This window comes from Shewanella electrodiphila, assembly GCF_023283985.1.
Lineage (GTDB): Bacteria > Pseudomonadota > Gammaproteobacteria > Enterobacterales > Shewanellaceae > Shewanella > Shewanella electrodiphila.
In genome coordinates this window covers 134,806-150,706 of sequence record NZ_JAKIKU010000010.1, presented here as the reverse complement: position 1 = coordinate 150,706, position 15,901 = coordinate 134,806, and the positions used below count along the sequence as shown (strand labels likewise).

General features: G+C 39.4%; 19 protein-coding genes, 1 other RNA gene and 1 pseudogene. 14 read left to right on the top strand and 7 right to left on the bottom strand.

The window, feature by feature from the left end; translation table 11 throughout:
• Nucleotides 1-273: 273 nt before the first annotated feature.
• The 4 genes from L2737_RS17110 to L2737_RS17095 all read right to left on the bottom strand — a co-directional run bounded on the left by L2737_RS17110 (nt 274) and on the right by L2737_RS17095 (nt 3,713).
• Nucleotides 274-846, bottom strand: a complete 573-nt coding sequence (locus tag L2737_RS17110; RefSeq protein WP_102527689.1) for a BON domain-containing protein — start codon at nt 844-846, stop codon at nt 274-276.
• Nucleotides 843-1,436, bottom strand: a complete 594-nt coding sequence (locus L2737_RS17105; RefSeq protein WP_248956546.1) for a phosphoheptose isomerase — start codon at nt 1,434-1,436, stop codon at nt 843-845. The genes L2737_RS17110 and L2737_RS17105 overlap by 4 nt, the downstream gene beginning before the upstream one ends.
• Before the next feature lie 79 nt (nt 1,437-1,515).
• Entirely contained in the window at nt 1,516-1,851 is a 336-nt protein-coding gene (locus tag L2737_RS17100; protein ID WP_102527687.1) for a YraN family protein, read from the bottom strand.
• A gap of 38 nt (nt 1,852-1,889) precedes the next feature.
• On the bottom strand, nt 1,890-3,713 hold the full coding sequence (locus L2737_RS17095) for a penicillin-binding protein activator (RefSeq protein WP_248956545.1): 1,824 nt from the start codon (nt 3,711-3,713) through the stop codon (nt 1,890-1,892).
• A gap of 89 nt (nt 3,714-3,802) precedes the next feature.
• Here L2737_RS17095 and rsmI point away from each other — a divergent pair, with 89 nt between their 5' ends.
• The 7 genes and pseudogenes from rsmI (at nt 3,803) to L2737_RS17065 (ending at nt 9,675) form a co-directional block, all read left to right on the top strand.
• Nucleotides 3,803-4,645, top strand: a complete 843-nt coding sequence (gene rsmI, locus L2737_RS17090; protein WP_102527685.1) for a 16S rRNA (cytidine(1402)-2'-O)-methyltransferase — start codon at nt 3,803-3,805, stop codon at nt 4,643-4,645.
• Nucleotides 4,646-4,719: 74 nt separating this feature from the next.
• An RNA gene (gene rnpB / locus L2737_RS17085) (RNase P RNA component class A) lies at nt 4,720-5,063 on the top strand.
• 38 nt (nt 5,064-5,101) lie between these two features.
• Nucleotides 5,102-5,305: pseudogene (locus tag L2737_RS22535) on the top strand (DUF6538 domain-containing protein); the annotation flags it as partial.
• Between the two features lie 27 nt (nt 5,306-5,332).
• A complete protein-coding gene (locus L2737_RS17080; RefSeq protein ID WP_248956544.1) occupies nt 5,333-6,550 on the top strand; it encodes a tyrosine-type recombinase/integrase in 1,218 nt (405 codons plus the stop codon).
• Nucleotides 6,551-6,872: 322 nt separating this feature from the next.
• A complete protein-coding gene (locus tag L2737_RS17075) occupies nt 6,873-7,349 on the top strand; it encodes a DUF6932 family protein (RefSeq protein ID WP_248956543.1) in 477 nt (158 codons plus the stop codon).
• Nucleotides 7,346-8,593: an ImmA/IrrE family metallo-endopeptidase gene (locus L2737_RS17070; protein WP_248956542.1), complete on the top strand. Its 1,248-nt coding sequence runs from the start codon at nt 7,346-7,348 to the stop codon at nt 8,591-8,593. The genes L2737_RS17075 and L2737_RS17070 overlap by 4 nt, the downstream gene beginning before the upstream one ends.
• Nucleotides 8,593-9,675, top strand: a complete 1,083-nt coding sequence (locus tag L2737_RS17065; protein WP_248956541.1) for a beta family protein — start codon at nt 8,593-8,595, stop codon at nt 9,673-9,675. The genes L2737_RS17070 and L2737_RS17065 overlap by 1 nt, the downstream gene beginning before the upstream one ends.
• On the opposite strand, the gene L2737_RS17060 is transcribed toward L2737_RS17065, so the two are convergent.
• Together L2737_RS17060 and L2737_RS17055 are read right to left on the bottom strand one after the other, a co-directional pair.
• Nucleotides 9,620-10,225: a sce7726 family protein gene (locus tag L2737_RS17060; RefSeq protein ID WP_248956540.1), complete on the bottom strand. Its 606-nt coding sequence runs from the start codon at nt 10,223-10,225 to the stop codon at nt 9,620-9,622. The two genes, L2737_RS17065 and L2737_RS17060, sit on opposite strands and share 56 nt — an antisense overlap.
• Nucleotides 10,226-10,384: 159 nt before the next feature.
• A complete protein-coding gene (locus L2737_RS17055; protein ID WP_248956539.1) occupies nt 10,385-10,945 on the bottom strand; it encodes a recombinase family protein in 561 nt (186 codons plus the stop codon).
• 351 nt (nt 10,946-11,296) lie between these two features.
• Here L2737_RS17055 and L2737_RS17050 point away from each other — a divergent pair, with 351 nt between their 5' ends.
• Genes L2737_RS17050 through L2737_RS17030 form a run of 5 tightly spaced genes read left to right on the top strand, consistent with a single transcriptional unit; the run spans nt 11,297 to nt 13,662 of the window.
• Nucleotides 11,297-11,590, top strand: coding sequence for a hypothetical protein (locus tag L2737_RS17050; RefSeq protein WP_248956538.1), 294 nt, complete (start codon nt 11,297-11,299; stop codon nt 11,588-11,590).
• A gap of 2 nt (nt 11,591-11,592) precedes the next feature.
• Nucleotides 11,593-11,928 carry a hypothetical protein gene (locus L2737_RS17045; protein WP_248956537.1) on the top strand — a complete coding sequence of 112 codons (336 nt, stop codon included), beginning with the start codon at nt 11,593-11,595 and terminating at the stop codon, nt 11,926-11,928.
• A 1-nt stretch (nt 11,929) separates the two neighbouring features.
• Nucleotides 11,930-12,100 carry a hypothetical protein gene (locus L2737_RS17040; RefSeq protein ID WP_248956536.1) on the top strand — a complete coding sequence of 57 codons (171 nt, stop codon included), beginning with the start codon at nt 11,930-11,932 and terminating at the stop codon, nt 12,098-12,100.
• Nucleotides 12,090-12,608 carry a helix-turn-helix domain-containing protein gene (locus L2737_RS17035; protein ID WP_248956535.1) on the top strand — a complete coding sequence of 173 codons (519 nt, stop codon included), beginning with the start codon at nt 12,090-12,092 and terminating at the stop codon, nt 12,606-12,608. Before L2737_RS17040 ends, L2737_RS17035 begins: the two co-directional genes overlap by 11 nt.
• Complete coding sequence (locus L2737_RS17030) at nt 12,577-13,662, top strand: hypothetical protein (RefSeq protein ID WP_248956534.1); 1,086 nt, start codon at nt 12,577-12,579, stop codon at nt 13,660-13,662. The genes L2737_RS17035 and L2737_RS17030 overlap by 32 nt, the downstream gene beginning before the upstream one ends.
• Nucleotides 13,663-13,761: 99 nt before the next feature.
• Here the strand turns inward: L2737_RS17030 and L2737_RS17025 are convergent, their stop codons facing one another.
• A complete protein-coding gene (locus L2737_RS17025; RefSeq protein WP_248956533.1) occupies nt 13,762-14,094 on the bottom strand; it encodes a hypothetical protein in 333 nt (110 codons plus the stop codon).
• A gap of 511 nt (nt 14,095-14,605) precedes the next feature.
• Here L2737_RS17025 and L2737_RS22530 point away from each other — a divergent pair.
• Entirely contained in the window at nt 14,606-15,103 is a 498-nt protein-coding gene (locus L2737_RS22530; protein WP_428848399.1) for a DUF6538 domain-containing protein, read from the top strand.
• A gap of 312 nt (nt 15,104-15,415) precedes the next feature.
• Nucleotides 15,416-15,871 carry a hypothetical protein gene (locus tag L2737_RS17020; protein WP_248956532.1) on the top strand — a complete coding sequence of 152 codons (456 nt, stop codon included), beginning with the start codon at nt 15,416-15,418 and terminating at the stop codon, nt 15,869-15,871.
• Nucleotides 15,872-15,901 lie beyond the last annotated feature (30 nt).

The following is a 15,901-nucleotide window of genomic DNA, read 5'->3' as shown; positions in this document are numbered from 1 at the left end:
AGTATTTTAATTGTAAAAACAAGCCAGCATAAATGCTGGCTTTTTTGTCTCTGATTTTTTGCTGCGACTTTATCAAGCCTTCAGACTTTTTGAGATTGCATTTTAAGCCGTTAATAAAGCACGCTATTGCAAGTTCATTTTAGCGATGTTGCTGACAACTAAAGTTAAACCCGATTAAAATCTCAGGAAAATTAAATGTGGCTAATCGGCCTGACTCAATATCATGTTTAACCATGAAGTTAGAAGCGAGTGCTATATCTTGATTAACAACGCTTAATCAGCGTCTATATATTCAAATACTTTAATCACTTTTCTCACACCAGAGGTGTTACGAGTCACCTCAACTGCAAGATCTGCTTGATCGCGAGCAATTATGCCAAGCAGAAACACTTCACCATTTTCGGTGACCACTTTTACCCGAGTGACATCTAACTCTGTTTCATTCAACATGCGGGTTTTAACTTTAGTGGTGATCCACGTATCGTTACTGCGTGTAGTAAATGAAGTGGGGTTACCAATACGAATTTGGTTATGCAGCTTACCGCCAATTTCTAACTCTTGTACTACTCTTACGGCTTTGTCGCGGAGCATAGAATTAGGAGACTGGCCAATCATCAACACATTACTGTTTAACACCACACCAGTAATGTTGGTCTGGCTATTAATATCTTGATGTTTTGATAGTGCACTGGTGATATTAAAGTCGGCATTAGTATCACTGATTTGCGTAGACATACTACGCTCATCATTGGCCATTTTTGCACCGCCAACAGCACCAACCATTACAACACCTGCACAGCCCTGAAGCAGGAACAGTATTGCAATGGCAAGAACTGCTTTTATCATGCTTGCTCGTCCTGAGGGAACAGAGTGCGGTCAATATTGTCACATAAACAGTGAATGACTAATAAGTGAACTTCCTGAATACGTGCAGTCACGTTAGAAGGTACGCGAACTTCAACATCGCCTTCACTCATAAATCCTGCCATTGCGCCGCCATCTTTACCGGTTAACGCAACAATAGTCATATCGCGACCTAAAGCTGCTTCCATCGCTTTAATTACGTTACCAGAGTTACCACTGGTTGAAATCGCCAATAAAATATCACCAGGTTGTCCTAGTGCCATGATTTGCTTTGAGTAAATTTCATCGTAGCTATAATCGTTGGCGATAGCAGTAATCGTTGAGGTATCACAGCTTAAAGCAATGGCTGGTAACGGTGGGCGTTCAATTTCGTAACGGTTAAGTAATTCTGCTGAGAAATGCTGTGCATCGCCAGCGCTACCGCCATTACCACATGCAAGAATCTTGTTACCGCCTAACAGGCATTGAACCATCATTTCAGCCGCTTTTTCAATCGACTCTGGTAATGCTTCAGCAGCGTCAATTTTAGTTTGAATTGACTCTGTGAAGCTGTCTTTAATACGTTCTAACATGGTTAAATCCTTACTCAGTAAAGTGTTGCTATCATGCTTAAATCACTATCTAGGCAGCATTATAGCTAAAATTGTCTATTTAAAAACACCCTTGTAACCATTGTATGTCTTGGCCATTAATGGCAATGACATCAAAGCGGCATGGGGCATTGATTTTATGAGTTTGTAAATATTGCTCAGCAGCTTTTCTAATACGAGATATTTGGCCTGCCGATAATGCATTTAACGCACCACCAAATTGAGTTGAAGAGCGAAATTTAACTTCAATAAAAACCCAATATTGCTTATCCCGCATGATTAAATCTATTTCACCAAAACGATAACGCTGGTTCTGAGTCACAAACTGTAGACCTTGTTGTTCAAGGTAAGTTCGAGCTAATGATTCAGCTTGTTGCCCAGCGTTAGTTTGGCTCATTTGTATTTAACGGATATCCATCTAAATTCAGTTGCTTGTTATAGCGAACGAAGTTGTCCACGCTGGTATTTACCCCAGCTCAATGTTCGCTCAATAACACCATTTTGATCAACAGAAAGCGCGCCACTGCGGCCATTAAATTGATAACCTGGGAAAGCACGCATCTGCGCTAAACGGCTAACTAGCTCTAGTGAATCATAGCCCATGATATACAAACGCTTTTGACCATTATTCCAATTGCTCCATAGTTGATTCACCATGGTGGTTTCGGTGTTGGCGCCCATTAACCAAGGGATATCACTGATCATCAGGTTATTGAGTTCTTGTGCCGATTGCGTTGAGTTACCACTGAGTCGACTGCGGCTGGTGGTATAAAGTGCAACAGGATCAGCAAAAACGCTAAAATTAACATCTAAGAAAGGCTTAAGCAGCACCAGGTCTTTTGCGGCAGAAATCATATAAATGGCATCGATATCGCGACGTGAACGAAAATCTGCTTCGATATTATTCCCTATCAATTCTTTCATTCGTGCAATGCGCGCTTGGCTGTCTTTAACGCCTAGGGCTTCTTGCACGGTTAACTTCATTTGATCGCCGCCATCGTAATAATGGATTTCAGCATTTTCTTCGGTTAACTCAAGCCATTTACTGTTAAAGCTTTCAGCCATGCGTTTACCGGTTGAGTCATTACTGACTAATAACAGTGGCAAACTAATGCCATCGTTATACAGCTTTTGCGCAGCATCACTGGCTTCTTGAGCTGGTGATAGAGCGAAATAAAACTGATCACTATTGGGAGTGAAATTTTCAGTTTGATTCAAATAAAGTTGCGGAACCGTCATAAGCTCTTGCTCGTTTAGTGCTTGCATTTCTTCAACGGCATTAGGTAAAAGCGGGCCAATGACAAATTCAGCGCCAGCGGCTAAAGCATCTTGATAAGCGGTTTCAACGCCAAGGTTAGTATCAAAAAAGTTAAGTTCAATTTGATCATCAAATGCAGCCATATAGCTGGCTAAAATGCCTTGCCTAATTGGCTCTGCCACAGCTGCTCGTCTACCTGTTAATGGCAAAAGCACAGCAATATTTTGCGGCTTATACGGTTTAGCATTTAAGGCTTTTTCTAAATCAGACGGTAATTTCATCGCACCGGGGTGATTAGGATTGGCTTGTTGCCATTCACCTAAATATCGGACTAATTGTGATGGGTCTACTGCATAGTGTTTGGCTATGTAAGCTAACTGCAACCAACCTGAAAAGGTCGGGTTACTGTTATCACGCATAAAGCTTTTAATGGTTTCTTCGTGCAATGGCTGTAACGTACGCCAAATGGTGTCGTTGACTTCAAACGACTGCTCTTTTGGCAAGTACAAGCTCAGTGAACTAAGTTGTCTTAATTCATCAATCGGTTGCTTAGTTTGATTAAACAAACGTGCTTTATATTGATGGTAAGTCACACGTTGCCAATCTGGCAGCTTCCAGGTATTAGGATAATTAAGAATTGATAGGGCGTCAGCGTCAGAGCGAGTTTGCTCAGCCACGCGTGCAGAAAGGTACAACCATTCTGCTTGCAGTGTTGGCTCAGGCTGTAATTGAGGCTTCATCGAGACAAGTAACTTATCTGCAGCACTCACATTGGCTTCATTAATGTAAGCATGTGCGGCTAATAACAGATATTTGTCACGCTCTTGTGGCTGTTTAGCGTTACTGGCTGCAGATAAATAGACATTGGCCGATTGCGTCACGGATGCCAATGAACTATCAATAGCCTGTTTATTTTCAGTAGTTTGAGTTGCACAACCCACTAATACTGTCGATAAAATAGCTGCGAAAACGAATTTTGTTGTAATCAGTCTTTTTAACACAGGGCTTCACTCTGGTAAGATGCTGTCTCTAGTTTAACCTGCTCTTTCACTTGGCGAAAGTCTTGATGATACTCAATACAGAGGTAGTTATGGACCTATCGGTCGCACTTTATATCGTTCCCACCCCAATTGGTAACTTAGGGGATATCAGCAGCCGTGCAATAGAGGTACTTAATAACGTTAAACTCATTGCCTGTGAAGACACTCGCCACAGTGGAAAATTATTAAGCCACTTTGGTATCGAGACCCGTAAAACAGCACTGCATGATCATAACGAACGTGACAGAGCGCAGTGGATTATTCAAAAACTAAGTAACGGTGAAGCGGTTGCATTGATTTCAGATGCGGGCACACCTTTAATTTCAGATCCTGGATATCACTTAGTTAAACAAGTGCGTGAAGCAGGGTACAACGTGGTGCCATTGCCTGGCCCTTGTGCTGCCATCACCGCATTAAGCGCATCAGGTTTGCCGTCTGATCGTTTTTCATTTGAAGGATTTTTACCGTCAAAAGAAAAAGGACGGTTAGATAAACTTGCGGCGTTAAAAGAAGATCCGCGTACGTTGATTTTTTACGAATCTCCGCATCGTATTGTCCATAGCCTTGAATCCATCGTGACAGCGTTAGGTGACGATCGTGAAATAGTTATGGCTCGTGAAGTCACTAAAACCTTTGAAACTTTTTTATCTGGTTCAGTGGCAGAGGTATTACAAACAGTAAAAGATGACCCGAACCAGCAAAAAGGTGAAATCGTCATCATGATCCATGGGCATCGCATCGACACTGAATCAGAAATTCCAACTGTTGTGATTAATACTCTAAAGCTGTTATGCCAAGAGTTACCGCTTAAAAAAGCTTCAGCGTTAACGGGTGAAATATACGGGCTTAAAAAGAATGCACTTTATAAATACGGTTTAGAAATCGGACTGTAATTAAAATGCGAATGGTTTAGCCCAAAGCTATTTTTTAGATGGTGTGTTGCAGTCGCTTACGCTATAATCCGCGCCGAGTTGGCCAGACAGTTGCTGCGTTCGCAAGAACGGGGAGGAAAGTCCGGGCTTCAAAGAGCAGGATACCAGGTAACGCCTGGGCGGTGTAAACCGACGACAAGTGCAGCAGAGAGGAGACCGCCAACTTCGGTTGGTAAGGGTGAAAGGGTGCGGTAAGAGCGCACCGGGCCACTGGTAACAGTTGGTTGCAAGGTAAACTCTATCCGAAGCAAGACCAAATAGGGTCCCGTATGGCGCTGCTCGCGTTGGGACCGGGTAGGTCGCTTGAGCCTGTGAGCGATTGCAGGCCTAGATGAATAACTGTCCACGACAGGACCCGGCTTATCGGCCAACTCAAACCTTTCTATTAGAAGGCCTCACAGCAATGTGAGGCCTTTTATGTTTCTGCCTGTGCTACAAAGTGGGTCACAACCTGTGACACACAAAATCCCCTATACCTTTCAGCGTAACGGGGTCTATTACTTGAGGGTTCGCATACCCAAAATCATCCAAGAGAACACCAACCTTCCGCCTATCATGCGGCAAAGCCTACAGACGAAGTCCTCAAGAATAGCTATTACGCTGGTTAACCAAGTAATAAGCCAATTAAATGATTTAAGGAGTTCTCTTATGGCTAAGAGTATCCAAATGGGGTTTACAGAAGTACTGACTTTTGGTGATAACGGTAAGCTTAAAACCTCGATAAAATACGATTCTGGTAATGATGAAACAGATAGAACTAGTGCTCTAAAGCACTCATTAGAGCTTGAGAAGCTGAATGTTCAACAACGTGCAACGAATGAGTCAGTAGAGCTTGAAGAGGTCGGTATGAAGCTCTCTGAGGCTATTGAGGCTTATAAAAAATGGCGAGAAAAAATAAAGCCTGTAGGCAGTAAAATTAGAGGTATTACTAACAAAGTAGCCCAATCTAGGTATTCGAACTTCAATATATTATTGTTAGTGATCGGAGATAAAGATGTTAATACCGTTTCTAAATCAGACATAAAAAAAACAATGACAGTAATTGAGAATATGCCGAGAAGGAATATAAAACCTTACTGTCAGAACAAGGATTTATCGGTATGGGTCGAAGCTGCCAGCAATCGCCAAATACCTGATGAAGACTTAATTTCATCAAAATCAGTAAAAGAGGCATTTAAGGACTATCAATCGCTGTTTTCTACGTTTTTAGTTAATAGTGAGTTCATCCTCGATACGTCTCCAACTTCTGGGCTGAAAGTTACTTCACAGAGTATGTCGTATGCCACTTTTTCATCTAAGCAGATGAATTCGATTGTTCATTATTGGGAGGAGCAACAAGACTCTGACTATAAATGGATTACCTTGTTGGCTGTTTATACAGGGGCAAGGCGAGGTGATATCTTTAACTTAAAACTATCTTCAATTAAGTTTGACGGTAGCTGTAACAGATATTATCTATTCATTGAAGAAGGCAAGACAGATGCTGCTCGTAGGAAGATTCCTATACATCAAAAATTAATCAACATGGGTTTTCTGGAATATGTTGAACAAAAATCTGATGGGGTTCCGTTAGAATCTAAGCTGTTTAGAGCATTCAAGACTGATTGCTATATAACTACTCGATTTGCTGCTAGTTTGGAAAGCCTGTCAATTGATAAGCTTAGTGATGAAAAAAGACGACGTTCATTTCATAGCCTAAGACATGCGATGATTACAGAGTCCTTGAAGTATAACGAAATGCACTTAGTGCAAAGAGTTGTCGGACATGAGCTATCTGAGGCAGGTATTACCAGAAAGTATACTGGTGAATTTGAGCTAAAAAATTATTTAGGTGTAATTGATTGTTTGGATTGGTTAGATAATTAGATCTTGTTGTTAACTGACAAAGGGCTTCATAGTGCTTTGTCAGGTTTCGGCATTCTATGGACAAACTAGGGTTTTGAGCTCTAGTTTCATTTTGATGTTGTCTAAATACACAGATTTTATGTTAGTTTTCAGACTATGAGAATAGTTAAGACTCATCATATTATGGATTAAATTTGGAAAATTGGAGTGATAGATAGAGCCAAAAGATGACAAGCAATTTTAAAATGTGACCATTATATAGGTATAGAGCTAAGTGTATGGTATTAATAGTGTTTAAGATGCTAATCTAATTTCATATGGACTTGAGGATACTTAGTAAGACATGGATAATTTTGTAAGTTATGAAAATGCCCCTTTTGATGTTTTAGAAGAAGGTGTCCATGATTTATCTTTACCTGAATTTAGGCGGTTATTTGTCTATAACCCATTAAGGGAAAAGCAGTTCTTAGGGCTTGTTGAGGCAATGAAAAACCTAAGAGATGCAGGGTGTTCTACAATCTATATAGATGGAAGCTATGTAACCCAAAAGGCCCATCCTGGCGATTTTGATGCATGTGTAGATTATTCAGGCGTTGACCTACAGGTCTTGGACCCTGTATTTCGGAATTTTGATAATCAGCGACAAGCTCAGAAAGACAAATATGAAGGTGAGTTTTTCCCTCACTTAGGAAAAGCGGACTCTGTTGGTACATTATTTTTAGATTTTTTTCAGAATGAAAAGCACTCAGGAAAACGAAAAGGCATAGTAAAGCTTGATTTAAATAGCATGGAGCTAAGGGCCTTGGGAGAGGAAAAATGATTCTTACCAATGAACAGCTAGAGCTAACACAAGAAACTTTGTTACGTTTTGAGGTTACTTTTGGTGAGTTGTCTAGCTCCACTGACTTACTTAAAGTAATGGAAAGAGATGCTCTTCTAAGCACTATCAACGCGCTAAAAGAAGAAATAAATGAATACTTTTCGATTATCAATGGGCAAATCACAATAAAAAATTCTCTAATGCTGTGTGAGCTAAGACAGCAATTAGTCGTGCATCGTATAGCAAACGGTTTGTCACAAAGTTGTATGGCGAAAGCTATGGGTATTTCAAAAGGCTTATTAATTCGTTTTGAAGCTACAGAGTATGAAAATGTTGGCCTTCAGCTCCTTCTTAAGGCATCAGAAATTTTAGGTAACTCGATAGCTGAAGTGTTTGATAGCGTCGACGATAGAGTAATAGAAATTTACAACAACCAACGTGCTTTAGATATTCCTTTTTGGGAGCTTTTGCCCATAAAAGAATTAATTAAAAGAAATTGGATCACGGCTAAAAATGCAACTTCAGAGTTAAAAGAAGTAATCTACGGAAGTGGCTCACTAACTAACTTTGCTTATCACAAAAAAACCAAATTTGGTGAGAGAACAGCAAAAGAAGCTGCTTTGTTTGCGTGGGAAAGCAGAATTCTATCTGAAGCCAGAAAGATAATTAACCATACAGAATTAGAGTATGTGGAACATAACCCTATATGGCTTCATGAGCTAGTAGCTTTGAGCACTGACCCTAACGGTCCTCTTCTGGCAAAGGAGTTGTTATTAAGCAAAGGTATTATCTTAGTTATTGAAAGACATTTAGATCAAACCTATCTTGATGGCGCAGCTCTTTTGAGTGATGAAGGTTTTCCTGTAATAGGTATGACATTACGTCAAGACCGCATTGATAATTTTTGGTTTGTTCTCTTTCATGAGCTAGCTCATGTGTATCTTCACTTACTTTCGAATAAATTCCCTGTTTTTCTTGATGAAAAAATAGGAGATAAAAATTTGGACCCTTTAGAGCAGGAAGCTAATGAGTTTGCTCGTAATACTTTAATTACTCCTGAACAGTGGGCTAGTTGCGTTTCTCCAGTCATGATAAACGAGAACGCGGTTAATATAGATGCTAAAAATTTAGACATTCACCCTGCAATTATAGCGGGACGAATTCAATTTGAAAAAGACGACTACTCTATTTTGAGAGGCGTTGTTAATCATGGAAAAATTAGAGCTTTATTTGGAGTGAAGTAATGGACTATAAACCCTATTTACCTGTTTTGAAGTGGCGCCAAGGCGAGTATCAGGCATTAATGAGGCTTAAAAGTTCTGTGAAAAGTTCTATACGCCCATTGTTTGTCATCCCTCCTATTGAGTTTGATTTTGAAACTCAAATGCCCAAAAAAACGGCTCAAGCACACATTGAACCTCTAGTTAAAAGACTTGAAGATAAATGGGGAGACGGTATTGCTTCTATGGATCTTCATGTGAGTTTACATACAAGCACAATGCAAAGTGGTGAGCTCGTACCTGAGTATGTTTACAGACTCCTCAAGCAAAGTAAAACGAACATAAAACCTGTGATCACATTACATGATGAGCCTGAATATATCAGAATTATTATGGATTATTGTAGAGCTAAGGCATGTGGGTTAGATATACGGATTAAGTTTGAAGAATTAGCTGATGCCGAGAATATGGCTCTCCTTCCAAAGCTGATAATTGAAAATAATTTAAATATGGCGGGAATTGAAATCATTATAGATTTTGGTTCGAAATCTGAATATGAACCTTTTGAGCGAATTGGCACTTTACTTGCTGTACTCATCTCGAAAATTGATTCATTTAGCTCATATAAGTCGATATACCTAGTGGGGACCGCATTAGATTTTTCTTCAGTACCAACAAATTCGTTAGTAACCCAACCAAGAGCTGATTGGAAGTTTTATAGGCGTTTTTACAAAGAAAATTTTGAGCGAATATCAAATTTAGGTTTTGGAGATTTTAGTATAGAGCCTCCAGAGTTTGCTCCAGCCTTGGATATGCGAGTAATAAAACCTGCTGCAAGAATTATTTATTCTACTGAAGAGCTTTGGGTAATTAATAAAGGTTCAGCATTTAGAGATAACCCTAAGCAAATGCATAGCATGTGTCATGATTTTGTTTGTAAGTCAGGGTTTTATGTTGGGAGTTCCCTTTCGGAAGGAGATTTGAAAATTCATGAATGTGCGTATTATCTATGCAGTAATGGCAGTTTAACAACATGGAAGGAGGTTGGAACTAGTCACCATATTTCATTTGTAGTTCATCAGCTCGCCAGTCTGCACGGGCAATAAATGCTTCCTTAATCGAGGAAACGATCTCGTTTGTTTCTAGATGCTTACAGATGAGAGCATAAAGCTCTTTTCTGTTTAAGTTTACATCTTTGGTACTAAGGCCTTTTGCTTTTAAGATAGATTGAGCTTCATTTTTCCAAAGCAAGTGAGAAACACTAAAAGGGTCAAATTCAGGGTTTATTTTTGGATGTCGTAATGTTTTGAAAGTTATAGCACCTTTGCTTCCTTTGTTGGCAATTATTACGCCACTCCAACAAGGTATGTTATCCATTAACTCCTCAAAGTGATTGGGGGCAACTACAAACGTTAGCTTTTGCAATACAGCTGTATAAGCTTTCAACTGACCATTTAATCTTTTAAGTGTATCTTTTGAGCTTTTAATTTCATATCCATGGATATTTCCATTGATAACAGCGACATCAATTCTATTTGAGCCATGTAGCAGCCCTAGCTCATCAAGCACAAGAGTTTCAGAAGTACTTTGGTGGTACTTCCTGAGCTTCTTTTTATGAAGCGCTTCTCGTATTTCATGATCGTAACTATCAAACATTCTATGGCTCATATATGACTTTTAAAATTGATTAAAGCTATTCTAGCAATGAATCAGTTTGAAATAGAAATACTAATTTGGACTATTGAGTTGTCAGCAAGCATTCCGTGATAGTTTTCATCATCTTTGGCTTAAAGTCCAGATAACAATGGGTGTAGCTCACTTATTTGCTTTGATCTTGTAAACAGTAGAAGTCCCGATCTTTAACTGTTCGGCTACAGCTTTAACGTTCAAGCCTTGTGCGAGTAATTCTTCTATCTGTTCTTTGCTGACTTTTATGCTCGGTCTGCCCATGTGCTTACCTTTAGCTTTAGCCGCTGCGATACCTTCAGCTTGTCGCTCTTTGATTAAACCTCGTTCCATTTCAGCCACACTTGCCAGAATAGACAATACGCCTTTCTGAGCGGCTGTCATTGAACCGTAGAAGCTCATTCCTTCTTTATGGAACTGTATGCCGACCCCTTTAGAGCTTAGATGCTCTACAAGCTTTACTGCGTCTCCTGCCCCAGAGCGACATACACGGTCTAAAGAGTGAATATGCAATATGTCACCCTCTCTAAGGTAGTTGATGCATTCATCTAATACTGGGCGCTTGATATTGCTTGCAGATGCCTTTTCTTCAAACACCTTGTCAATTTCAACATTTGGGAATGTTTGACGGTCAGTGTTTTGCTCAATGGTTGAAACTCGAATATAGGCAATGTTTGACGACTTTGGCATGTTTGGTATCCATAAAGGTCTAAGAGGATTCGATAATACCGTCTATAAAGTAACAATTCAACCTTTATAGAGTATCGGGGGCGATATCTATAAAGGTATGCTTTTGAGAATTAATGATAGGTTTACCGTAAGTTTACGAAAGACAGCATTATCTACTCTACAGAAAGCAAAAAATATTGAAAAGTTTGTCTTTTTAGATCACTGGGTTAGCTATTTGGAGTTATTTTCTTATCCAAATTTGTGACATTTTATGTCGCTTTTTACTCAATTTTATATATAGTCGTTGTTAGCCAAGCGACTGAAACTATTCAGTTAAATGCTTTTTTTGTACATGTATAAGGCAAATTTTATATGAAAAACAGCGCTTTCAATAGGACTGATGTACTCAATGAATTACATTCCAAAGGTTTACCTAGGCATATAGCTGAGCGTTACTGCGACAAAACATTATCTGAGATTCTAAATAATGGTTGTATCACAACGGAAACGGCTAAAAGAAAAGCGATTGAATCACCTGTATCGACTAATCGGGATGAAAGAAAAAGAGCAGAAACAGCTGAAGTGTATAAGCAGTTAACTATCAGTAATGCTCATCTGGGTGGTATGCATCGTATTGCAGCATCTTTAATTAAATTAGAGGATTAATAATGTTAGAGCGTATGTACTTTTGTTCAAATCTAATCGACTCAGTAGAGCACGCTATTGATGAGGGAAATACCGAACAGGCTACCGCCAATTTACAGGCCTTACGAAATCTGATTAATGGCCTTAAATTTGGTGATGCATCAACACTTAAAGTAATAAAAAAAGTGGCTGAAGCAACAGGAGTTGAAGATATTCAAACATTAGAACGTTTAGTCCTAGCTGGATGTACAGTTGCAGCTAGGGGACATGGTACGAGCAAACAAACTTTTGCAGAGCTTCTTAAGCGAGAGGCTGGGATAGCAAGACAAATTACTTTGCCGATGTTAGGAGTCAGATAACATGTCAAAACAGATTCGAGTACCTAAAAGTCTTGTTCCAACAATAGAAGGTATCGCTAGAGAGGCTGGCATGGAGTATCGACATGTAGTGCAATACTTAATTGCTGAAGGGTTAGAAACTTTAAAGCTTAGAGCAAATGCTGTTTCGTCCAAAGGAGTTGATGTTGGGTAAGCGTACAGACCCTAAGACTCAGTCTGAGATCTTAGCCATGATAGCGGCAGGCTACACGCTTGCTGCAATTTCTAAGCAGTTTGGATTGAAGTACCACACAGTAAGGGATATTCAAAAACGACACTGTGTGAAGTCTGGCTCGTTGAAAACTGAGCTTGTTGCGCAATACCAAGAGGCACTTAAGCAATCGTTAACCAGTGAATCAATAAAAGCTCAAGCCTCTTCACTTCTAGTTGACGATCTCGCTCTAGCAACAAAGCTGAGAGGGAAGTTACACGCTTTAATGGATGAGATATCAGATAAACCATCAGACACTAAAGAAGCGGTACAGGTGGCGAGAGCATTAACGGCTATAGCGTCGAGTCTTAAGCTATCAAATGACACGTTAAGAGCGAGCTTTAAGCTCGGAGAACAACCAGAGGAGTCGGACGATTTACCAGAGCTTGTTGTGCGAGAAATGTTAGAAGTGGAAGTACTTGAAGTTAAAACAGCCACACTGGAGCCTTAAAACAAAAAGCACCTCTGCGAAAGGTGCTTTGGACTTACTATATATGAATTCAAATTATACCAAAAATCAGGATCTAGGGCTAGAAAGACAGTATGTAAACAGCTTAGAAAATGAACTGTTAATAGACAAAAGAATGTGCGCAAAAAAAGCTAGTTTAAACCTCGGATTTATTGAAGGCTTGAAAACCCCTAGCCCATTGCTATCAAGGGCTTTCGCTTATAGGGAATCTACTGGAATTGGCTGCTTACCAGTAGATAGTAACAACCCCATGCATAAACCATTATATACAGACCCAAAGAGAGGAAAAGTTAAGCATAGGGAGCCTATTTGTGACAGTGTGGGTAAACCTATTGGTAATCGATATTTCTCAAGAGATTTAGATATAGCTTTTCTTGCTATCGAGCGTCTAAATCAACAGCTTTATAAAGGCTTGATAGTATTTGCTACGGTTGATTTTTCAGAGCAAGGAGAAATTAAATTCAAAAAAGCCTCGCACTTCACTAAATATTTAAGGGAGCAAGGCTGGAAAGTTCCAACTATGGTAGTACTTGAGTCAGGGGCGGTAAAAGGGGGAGGTATCACCCATGCCCACATAGTTACCATAAACACCTCAAATAATGAAAGTAGCCGCAAGCGTCTCAAAGATATTTTGAATAAGCATGCTACAACCGCTTCAAACGCAGTACAGATAAAAGACAGTTACGTAGTTGAGCGCAAATATACAGCGTTAACTTTGACCGAGGAAATTGAATTTGGGACTATGCCGACGACAAAGGATAGTGAGGATTCTTATTGGTTAAACACTTGGAGAGTACGAATTGGTTATAGCGATTGGCTAGATGCTTTGAGGGGTAAAAATAATTATTACTACAAGGTGAAATTACCTGTAAACGGTGGGATAGCGAATTACCTTTCAAAAGAAATTAAAACTGGAAGAAGACTTAGCGAGAGGTTTGCTGTAGTTCATTTAGGTGATACTCGGGGGATCATAAAAAAAGAACTTTTGATGAAGGCTAATGCCTACCGAAAGAGTTATATGTCCACTAGCAGTTAAAGTCCTAGAAAAATGTGACTTCCCATAATCGAACTGTGAGGTTGTTTTAAAGGCATTTTTTGAAAATCACCCCAAACAACCCCCAAATTTTATTCGATATTAGATTCCTAATGTACAGCTATTTGAATGCGGAATGATCTTATTAGACATTGCCTGCTCTATTTCATATCTCTTTGCTAGAACAACAAATTCAGCCCAAATATCGTATGTAAGGCAGAGCTTCCTGTTAAATTGCTTGGTATCTGAGCTATTTCTCAAGGCTAGAATAGCAGCATGCAAGCGTAAGTACTCATCACTAGAAGGATTCTTGCGCCTACTTAAAATTTCACCATCCATTGTCCCTTTTAACCACCAACAAAGACGGTTCTTCTTCTCCATGCAATACACTGATATTACGGTGTAATCTTGGTTTACTTTTATGGCTATATACATTGTCACACTCCAAATTAATTGGCGGTAATTTACCAATTAATATAGGGGAGTCAATAATAGAATTCTCAAAGTGAGATCTGCGTAAGGTGTTGAAATGTATGGAGATAAGTAAGTGTTTACTGAACGTGAAGTTTAATATTCGATTATTCGATTATTTGATAATTTGATAATGAACATGGAAGGAATATTAATAAATCCATACGTTAGCATTGTGATGAGTTGGGTATTATTAATATTGAATGAAAGCCGTTTGTTTAATGCTAATGTTAGGGTAAGTTTACAATAGTCTTTATATCCTTGGCTTATTGGAATATGCTCATTAAAGAGTGAGTACCAAACTGTGCTACAAAATGGGATACAAATGGTTCTAAATCGCCCGTATCCATTGTTATAACTGAACTGAATTCGCTGTGAGGGTTGGCTTATCGGCCAGCTCAACCATTCTGTAAGTGGATGTATTGCATGGTGTTTCTTGATTTTATACCTTAAATGGTATAAGGTTTGGTACATTATGCAGTACATCCATCTTCGAAATAAAACCTATCATTTTTGCTTTGTTGTTCCTCAGCGATTTAGACACTTATATCCCCATAAAGAAATCAAACGTTCACTGCGCACCGATTCATACAGTATTGCTGTGTCCCGTTTAGCAAATCATTTCCCTGTAATACATCAAATCAACCAATTAATAGCCCCGTGTGATCATGTGACGCAATTAATTAATCAGCTAAGGCAATGCGAACTGAACTCAGTTATAACGTCTAATAGCGCTGTATATGAGCTTACAGCTAGCCTTCAGAGGTCGTTACCTATACCACCAGCAATAACACCGAAACCTTACTTACTTGAGGATGCTTGGGCTGACTTTGTTGAGTGGAAATCGTGGAGTGTCAAAGTTGAGAGTGGTGCTAAAAGGTACTTTGAATTTATAAAGTGTTGTTTGGGCAAAGCCAATTTCTACCTCTTATATGTCGATGCTATTAGCCTAGCTCCTCGGTTCAACTTTTAATTCAGGAAATATTGGTATCAGATATTTTCGGAATCTCTCTACATACTCCATCACCTTCTCAATGTACAGGTCAAAAAAGTCATAAAACTATCTTTAACTGTTGACAACATGTTTTAGTTGTCCTACCTTAAATGTCATCAGTAGTTGTTATGAGTTTTTTGACTTAAAGGTGCCAATATGACCGTATATCACATAAGACCAAAACCACATGGAATTTATAGAGAGTCTGACTTTCTTAAGGGAAGGGTATCAATTGGATGGCCGTGTGGTCAGGATCTAAGAGGCTTGAGTAGGAAGGAATTACAGCAAGCAATGCCAGATCTCAATGCTCATAACCTTTCTCAAGTGGAACAGTTTCTACATATCGAGGTGGGCTCAATAGTGTTGAGTCCATCAGAAAGTAATGCTGAAAGTATGCATCTGTTTCGTACCGTCGAATCCGTACAATATGATATGAATCGAGATAACTCAAAAGAAGGGAATCCCCACGGTGTATCCGTTGAGCATGTCATGACAGTAAAAAAGTCACTCCTTCCACCGGGTGTTTTGAGGTCATTGAAAGGCGCACGCAAAACGGTATGTAATTTTTCCAAGCATGCGGCAGCAATGGAGGAGTTCCTTAAAGTTGCTGAGCACATATCCGAAGAGCCCGTTACTACAGAATTCGAGTTACAAAATAAAGTGCGTAATACGCTAATTCAGGCACTGGATAGTGAAAATGAGATTGTACGGGTTCAAGCTGCTGCTGCTCTGTATAAATCCGCCTGATTCTGTTTTCCTACGACTATTGATTTATAC